General features: G+C 71.0%; 5 protein-coding genes. 2 read left to right on the top strand and 3 right to left on the bottom strand.

The annotated features are described in order from the left end of the window. Positions 1-142 precede the first annotated feature (142 nt). Positions 143-1,651, bottom strand: a complete 1,509-nt coding sequence (locus O2W53_RS14175) for a hypothetical protein (RefSeq protein ID WP_269163692.1) — start codon at positions 1,649-1,651, stop codon at positions 143-145. Between the two features lie 395 nt (positions 1,652-2,046). Between O2W53_RS14175 and O2W53_RS14170 the strand changes: the two genes are divergently transcribed. Further along, on the top strand, positions 2,047-3,297 hold the full coding sequence (locus tag O2W53_RS14170) for an MFS transporter (RefSeq protein WP_269163691.1): 1,251 nt from the start codon (positions 2,047-2,049) through the stop codon (positions 3,295-3,297). A 57-nt stretch (positions 3,298-3,354) separates the two neighbouring features. Here the strand turns inward: O2W53_RS14170 and O2W53_RS14165 are convergent, their stop codons facing one another. Together O2W53_RS14165 and O2W53_RS14160 are read right to left on the bottom strand one after the other, a co-directional pair. After that, a complete protein-coding gene (locus O2W53_RS14165; RefSeq protein ID WP_269163690.1) occupies positions 3,355-4,656 on the bottom strand; it encodes an MFS transporter in 1,302 nt (433 codons plus the stop codon). Then, on the bottom strand, positions 4,653-6,074 hold the full coding sequence (locus tag O2W53_RS14160) for a M20 family metallopeptidase (RefSeq protein ID WP_269163689.1): 1,422 nt from the start codon (positions 6,072-6,074) through the stop codon (positions 4,653-4,655). Before O2W53_RS14160 ends, O2W53_RS14165 begins: the two co-directional genes overlap by 4 nt. Positions 6,075-6,187: 113 nt before the next feature. On the opposite strand from O2W53_RS14160, the gene O2W53_RS14155 reads away from it, so the two are divergent. Next, entirely contained in the window at positions 6,188-7,084 is an 897-nt protein-coding gene (locus tag O2W53_RS14155) for a LysR family transcriptional regulator (protein ID WP_269163688.1), read from the top strand. The last annotated feature ends 4 nt before the right edge of the window (positions 7,085-7,088 follow it).

The following is a 7,088-nucleotide window of genomic DNA, read 5'->3' as shown; positions in this document are numbered from 1 at the left end:
GGAGCTCGGGAGCTCGGGAGCTCGGGAGCTCGGGAGCTCGGGAGCTCGGGAGCTCGGGAGCTCGGGAGCTCGGGAGCTCGGGAGCAGAGCAGAGCAGAGCAGAGCAGAGCAGAGCACGAGCATGGGTTGCCCTGTGCAGCCGTCAGTTCAGCGGCCCTGTCCTCACTCCGTCGGGATCGCCCTCTCCGTCCACGTCGCGCTGGTACCGAACGAAGTACTCGTCGCGAAGTCGTACACCACGTCGGTGCCAGCGGTAGAAGGCGCGTCCGATCAACACCGGGCCGGCGAACAGCACGGCCACGACGCTCAGCAAGACGACAACGCCGAGCACAGACAAGGCAGGACCAGCCCAGTCCGGCGAAACGTCGGCAACCGCGGAGACCAGGTCCTCCGCCCCCATTGTCACGAGGAGCCCAACACCCCACAGGAGCGTGATAACCAACGGTGACCGCAGGTCCTCAACCACCAGGCCTGCTTGTCGGTACCGGTTCAGTCGGCGGCGATCTTCCCACGCTGCCACCGGGATCGACAGCAGGCCGGGGAGAAAGGCCAGCCCGACTCCCCACAGTGTGACCGTTCGGAAAACCGCGGGCGACCCGACGTTCGCCTGCAGGGCCTCGATCCGAAGAACGAAGGGTGCCACCAGCAGCATCATCACACCGGCCATGGCGACGAACACCCCGGCCCCGACCCCGAGCAGGCGCTGGGAGAGCGGTCGGCCAGACGACAACAAAGCCGAACGAATGGACAGCACGGCTCGCCACAAGGCGTAGCCGATGATGGCCAACAGAACCAGCGCCGACGGAAGGACGCTGTCCGCCGGCACCGCCAAATTCTGTGCGATCCACGACGTCCCGGTCTCGATGATGCGAAGTTCTTGCCCGATGACATTGAGCGGGAATGCCAGCAGTCCGATGCCCAGAGCACCCCACAGTCCGCGGCGGCGATTGATCGGCGCTGCTCGCACGACCGGCAACCAGAATGTGCCGAACACAGAAGCAGCGGCCAGCAACAAGCCAGCCAGGAGACCGATGTCCGCGGCTGCCCCGGCCACGTCCAGCAGCGACCGCTGAGACCAGAAGAACAACCAAAAGAATAAGGTGGCGACCACCACGACCAACGTGGCGGTGGCGGTGATGGTCAGGGCGATGGCCACCACGTGAGTGGCCGTTTGGCGTCCGATACACGAAAGCCCCTGCCACCACAGGCGCCCTCTTCCCAGCAGAACCCACCATCGCCACTGGAGGACGAGCCGTCCGACGCTCTTCGTCCGAGCGGATCGCGCAGACAGGTCAACGAGCAGCTTCTCTTGGTATTTCCTTCGGTCGGCGACCAAACGTATCCGGAAGTCTGGGTCATCGGCTTTTCCGGTGAACGCAGAGAGCGCGGTGTCGAGATCTTCCGGCTCCCAGAGCTCACTCCGATCGTCGTAACTCGCGAGCAGCTGTGCAAAGCGGGCTTCCGCCCTCGGCGATAGCCGCTGCATGTCCCCAGCCGCCCGCTTCCGCACCTGCCGGTCCAACGAGTCAGCGAGCCGGGACCACGGCAGTCCGACACTGTAGGCCGAGATGGAGCCGCTGATCAGCAGCACCACTAGGAGACAGACCGGCCAGACCACGACCGTGTTCACAACTCGGATGACAACGTCCACGCACTCTCCCGCCCGATGCTCGGCACGATCTTTACCCCACGTGGAAGACGAACAGCCGCTCCGACAGGCAGGACTGCAGACCGGTCGACACGGCGGACAGTCGGGGTCGTCAACCTCAGGCTCCACTGGCCCGGTCCCACTGAATGACTCAACCCGGCAGCGCACCGCAGCGCTGGCTACTCGTCGTCCTCACGAATGTGGTGGCGCACCGACCGGCTGCACTGGTGTCCTCAAGGACATCGGGCCCCACCCGGTAGGAGGTGCACTCCGGTAGTTGCGAGCCAACGGAGCGGTGTCGGTTATCGTCAGTGCAGTCCTTGAAACTCGTGTGTAACAACCTGCGGCCGGCGTCCCCGGTGTGAGCAAGGCGGCACGCCCTACCCGCAGCAGAGGCCATGTTCCACACGCGTTCTTCCCGCACCGAGCTCATCCGGCACGCCGGGTTCTCCTACTTCCCGCTCGCCTTCATCGCGCGGCTCCCGTTCGCGATGATGGTGGTCGGCGTCCTCACCCTCGTCGTCGCCGAGCGCGGCTCGGTGACCCTCGGCGGCCTGAACTCCGCCGCCGCCGGCATCGGCACCGCCCTGGCCGGTCCCCTGCTCGGCGCGGCCGCCGACCGGCTGGGCCAGCGCCGGGTGCTCGTCCCCGTGGGCCTGGTCAACGCCACCTTGCTCGGCGCCTTCCCGTTCGTCGTCGCCAGCAGCACCCCGGCCCTCGCCCTGCTCGCGATGTCGGTGCTGATCGGGGCCTCGGCGCCGCAGATCGCCCCGATGTCGCGCACCCGGCTGGTCGCCATCATCAAGCGGTCGGTCCAGCGCAACCAGCGTGAGCGGGTGCTGAACGGGACGATGGCCTACGAGTCCGCCGCCGACGAGACGGTCTTCATCGTCGGCCCCTTTCTCGTCGGGCTGCTCGCCACCGCCGTCGCCCCCTGGCTGGCCATCGCCGGCGCGTCGGCGCTGACGTTCGTCTTCGTCACCTGGTTCGCGCTGCACCCCACCGGGCGGCTGCACCCCGGCGCGCAGGACGCCCGCCACGAGCAGGCGCCCGCCCGGGAGCTCGCCCGCTTCCCGCTGGTCACCGTGGTGACCGGCACGCTCGGCATCGGCCTCTTCTTCGGCGCCACCCTCACCTCGCTCACCGGCTTCCTCGCCGCCGACAGCAGCGGCGACCGGGCCGGGCTGCTCTACGGCGTCATGGGCATCGGCTCGGCCGCGCTGGCGCTGGGGTCGGCGGCGTTCCCGCAGCGGTTCAGCCTGCGGGCGCGGTGGCTGGTGTTCGGGTCGCTGATGCTCGCCGCCGCGATCGCCTACGCCACCGCCCGGTCGGAGCTGACGCTGATCGTGGCCCTCGCCGTCCTGGGCTGTGGGATCGGGCCGACTCTGGTCAGCCAGTACAGCTTGGCCGCCAAGTTCAGCCCGCTCGGCCGCTCGGCGACCACGATGACGCTGCTCGGCTCCGCCGTCGTCGTCGGACAGGCGGTCTCCTCCGCCGTCACCGGCGTCGTCGTCGATCGGCTCGGCGCCGACACGGCACTCGCGCTCCCCGCCGTCGCCGCCGCGATCGTGGTCGTCGCCGCGCTCGCTCACATCACCGCCAAACCCCGCGTCGACCAGCAGCCGGAGCGCGAGCTCGTCCCCGCCTGAGGGGCCGAAGCCCGTCTATGAGGGGCCAAAGCCGCGACTTTGGCCCCTCATGGAGCGTCAGCCGCGCAGCGGCACGCGCTTCCGGCAGACCACCAGGCTGGAGATGCTGGCCACCGCGGCGACCATCACCCAGAAGGCCGGGGCGGCGTCGATCCCGGTCGACCCGAGCAGCCACTGCGCCACCAGCGGGGTGAACCCACCGAAGATCGCGACGCCGATGTTGTAGCCCACCGCCATCCCGGTCGCCCGCACCCGGGACGGGAACAGGCCGGCCATCAGCCCACCCAGCGGCCCGAAGTACGTGCCCTTGAGCAGCGCCATCGCGCCGACGACCAGCACCAGCACGCCCACCCCTGGCGCGGCCACCATGAACGCGAACATCGGGTAGATGAGCACCAGCACCGCGGCGGCCGCCGGCAGCATCAGCGGCACCGGGCCCCACCGGTCGGACAGGTGCCCCGCCAGCGGCGTCACGATCAGCAGCACCAGCGCACCCGCCACCGTCGCGATGAACCCGGAGGACGACGGCAGCTCCAGCGTGTTGATCGCGTAGGTGGGGATGTAGGTGATCATGTAGTTCAGGCAGGTGGTCACCGCCAGCGCGCCGATGGTCAGCAGCACCGCCACCTTGTGCCCGAGCAGCACCTCCCGCACCGGCGTCTTCCGTCGGGTGTCGGCGAGCGCCTCGGCCGTCGGCTCGGCCTCGGGGACGTGCCGGCGGATGTAGATGCCCACCGGGCCCACGAGCAGCCCGACGATGAACGGGATGCGGAAGCCCCACGAGTTGAGCGTCTCCTCGCTCATCGTCGTGGTCAGCACGGTCCCCAGCACGGCCGCGATCAGCGCACTGGCCGCCTGGCTGGTGAACTGCCAGCTCGCCGCGAACCCGCGCCGTCCCGGCAGGTGCTCGACCATCATCGCCGTCGCGCTGCCGAACTCCCCGCCGGCGGCGAAGCCCTGGATCAGCCGCGCCACCAGGATGCCCACCGAGGCGAGCACGCCGATCGACGCGTACGTCGGCATCACGCAGATGATGAACGTGCCGAGCACCATCAGGCCCAGCGACAGTGACAGCGCCGGCGTCCGTCCGGCCCGGTCCGCGTAGCTGCCGAGCACCATCGCCCCGATCGGGCGGATGAGGAACGACACCGCGAACGTCCCCAGGGCGAGCAGCAGCCCGACCGCCGGATCGCTGTTGTCGAAGAACGCCCGGGAGATGTACACGGCGAAGTAGCTGTAGACGGCGATGTCGTACCACTCGAGGGCGTTGCCGACGCACGCCGCGGTGATCACCCGCCGCGCGCTCAGTGCCGGCTTCGCCGGTGCGGGGCTGGGCGCTGCAGGGCTCGGTGCGGTCATCGGGCGCTCGTTCCGTCCTCGTCGGGAGATGCAGGTGGCCAGCTGGTCAGCTCGCCGAGGTCCCACCACAACCCGGCCATCACCTGCAGCGACTCGCGTACCAGCGGCGCGGGAAGGTGCTCGTCGGGCGCGTGCTGCGCGCACCCCGGATAGGAGTGCGGGATCCACACCGTGGGCAGGCCCAGGACCTCGACGAAGGGGTTGTTCGGCAGCGAGCCACCCAGGTTGGGCAGCAGCGCCGGGCGCAAGCCGGTGCTGCGCTCCAGGCTGGCCAGCGTCCAGGGCACCCAGGGGTCCTGCGGGTCCAGCCGGGTCGGCGCCATGGTGTGCTCGACCTCGACCTCGACGTCGGCGAAGCCGCGGTCGACCAGGTGCGCCCGGACGGCATCGCCCACGCCGGTGACGTCGGTGCCGACGACGCAGCGCAGCTGGCAGTGTGCCCGGGCGGACGGCGGGATCGCGTTGACCGGCCCGTCCGGGTCACCGGCCTTCATCGCCAGCACCTCCAGGGTGTTCCAGCCGAACAACCGCTCGCTCGGGGTCAGCCCCGGCTCGCCCCAGTCGGGGTCCAGCCGGGGGCTGTCCGGCCCCTGGTCCACCGCGATGTCGGCCAGCGCCCGCCGCACCGGCTCCGGGATGCCGTCCGGTCGCAGCGCCTCGACCAGCAGCCGGCCGTGCGCGTCGACCAGGGCGGCCAACGCGTGCGCCACCCGGACCGCCGGGTTGACCAGCACGCCACCCCAGTTGCCGGAGTGGTGCGCCTCGTCGCGGGCGTGCACTCGCAGCGTCAGGTTCACCGACCCGCGGGTGCCCAGGAAGACCGTCGGCCGGTCGGCGGCCACCCGCGGCCCGTCCGAGCCGATCAGCAGGTCGGCGGTGAGCAGCTCCCGCTCCTGCGTGCACAGCTCGGTCAGGCCCGGGGAACCGAACTCCTCCCCCATGTCCAGCAGCAGCGTGACGTTGTAGCCCAGCCGGCCGCCGCGGGCGGCGAGCACCTGCTCCAGCGCGACCAGGTTGACGGTGTGCTGACCCTTGTTGTCGGCCACCCCGCGGCCGTACCAGCGATCGCCGTCCACGGTGACCTGCCAGGGGTCCAGGTCGTCCCGCCACTGCTCGGCGTGCGCCGGCTGCACGTCGCCGTGACCGTAGGTGAGCACGGTGGGCAGCGCGTCGTCCTCGACCCGGGTGGCGACCAGGAACCGGTGGCGCGGGGACACCGGGTTCTCCACGATCCGGGCCTCGAAGCCCATCGCCTCGACCGCCGGCACGATCTCCTCGTCGAGGTAGGCGCGCAGCGCCCCCTCCCGCTCGGGGAACGCGCTCTCCGAGGGGTGGGCCACCCGGCGACGCAGCTGGGCCAGGAACTCACCGGAGTCGTAGACGGCGACCGCGCCGGCCAGGGATGCGTCTCGGGACATGAGAGGACCGTGACGTGCACCGACCGTGTGAACAAGGCCACTGTGGGTGTCGATGAGGGAACGGCACCATTGCCGTAGCGGCAACGCAGCGCCCGCGGCGCTAACCTCCCCGGGTGCCCCTGGTCGATCCGGCGCTGACCTACGTCCTCGCCGTGTACACCACCGGCTCGATCAACGAGGCGGCCCGGCGGCTGTACGTGGCCGGCTCAGCGGTGAGCCGGCAGTTGACCCGGCTGGAGCGGGAGCTCGGCACACCGCTGTTCGAGCGGCAGGCCACCGGCGTGGTGCCGACGGCGGCCGGGCACACGTTCGCCGAGTACGCCCGGCGGGCCATCGCCGAGGCCGGGACGCTGCTGGACGACGTCCGCGACCACCGCGACGCCGGCCCGCAGGTCACCCTCGCCTCCTGCGACGGCCCGCTGCACGACCTGCTCCCGCGCGTGCTGGCCGCCCACCGGAACTCCTCCCCCGACGTCCGGTTCGTGCTCACCGCCGCCGGCCCGACCGCGGTCACCCAACTGGTCCGCGCGGGCACCGCCGACCTCGGTCTCACCTTCACCCTCGGCGCCGACCCGCAGGTGCGCGTGTTGCACGCCCAGCCGGCGCCGCTGACCCTCGTCGTCCGCAGCGACTCCCCCTTCACGGCCAGGACGACGATGGCGCTGCCCGAGCTGCGCGGCCTGCCGCTCGCGCTCCCCTCGACCGCCACCACCAACCGGGCGCTGATGGACCTCGCCTGCGCCGCCGCCGGCTGCGTGCTGGAGCCGGTCTTCACCTGCGACGTCACCGACGCCGTGCTGCGGTTCGTCCGGGAGTCCGGCGCGGTCGCCGTGCTGGGCCGGGTGTCCTTGCCCCAGCACCTCGACGGATTGGTCGCCATCCCGCTGGAGGGCGCCGAGCTGGCCCGGCGCACACTGCAACTGCAGGCCCAGGTCGGTCGGCCGCTGCCGTCCGCCGTCACCCGGGTCGCCGACGACCTGATCGCCGCGCTGCGCACGGCCGGCGGCTGAGCCG

Origin of the sequence: Modestobacter sp. VKM Ac-2978 (assembly GCF_026968025.1) — a bacterium.
In the GTDB taxonomy this organism is placed as follows: Bacteria; Actinomycetota; Actinomycetes; order Mycobacteriales; family Geodermatophilaceae; genus Modestobacter.
Note: the sequence above shows the minus strand (reverse complement) of the source record. Positions and strands in the feature narration are given on the sequence as shown.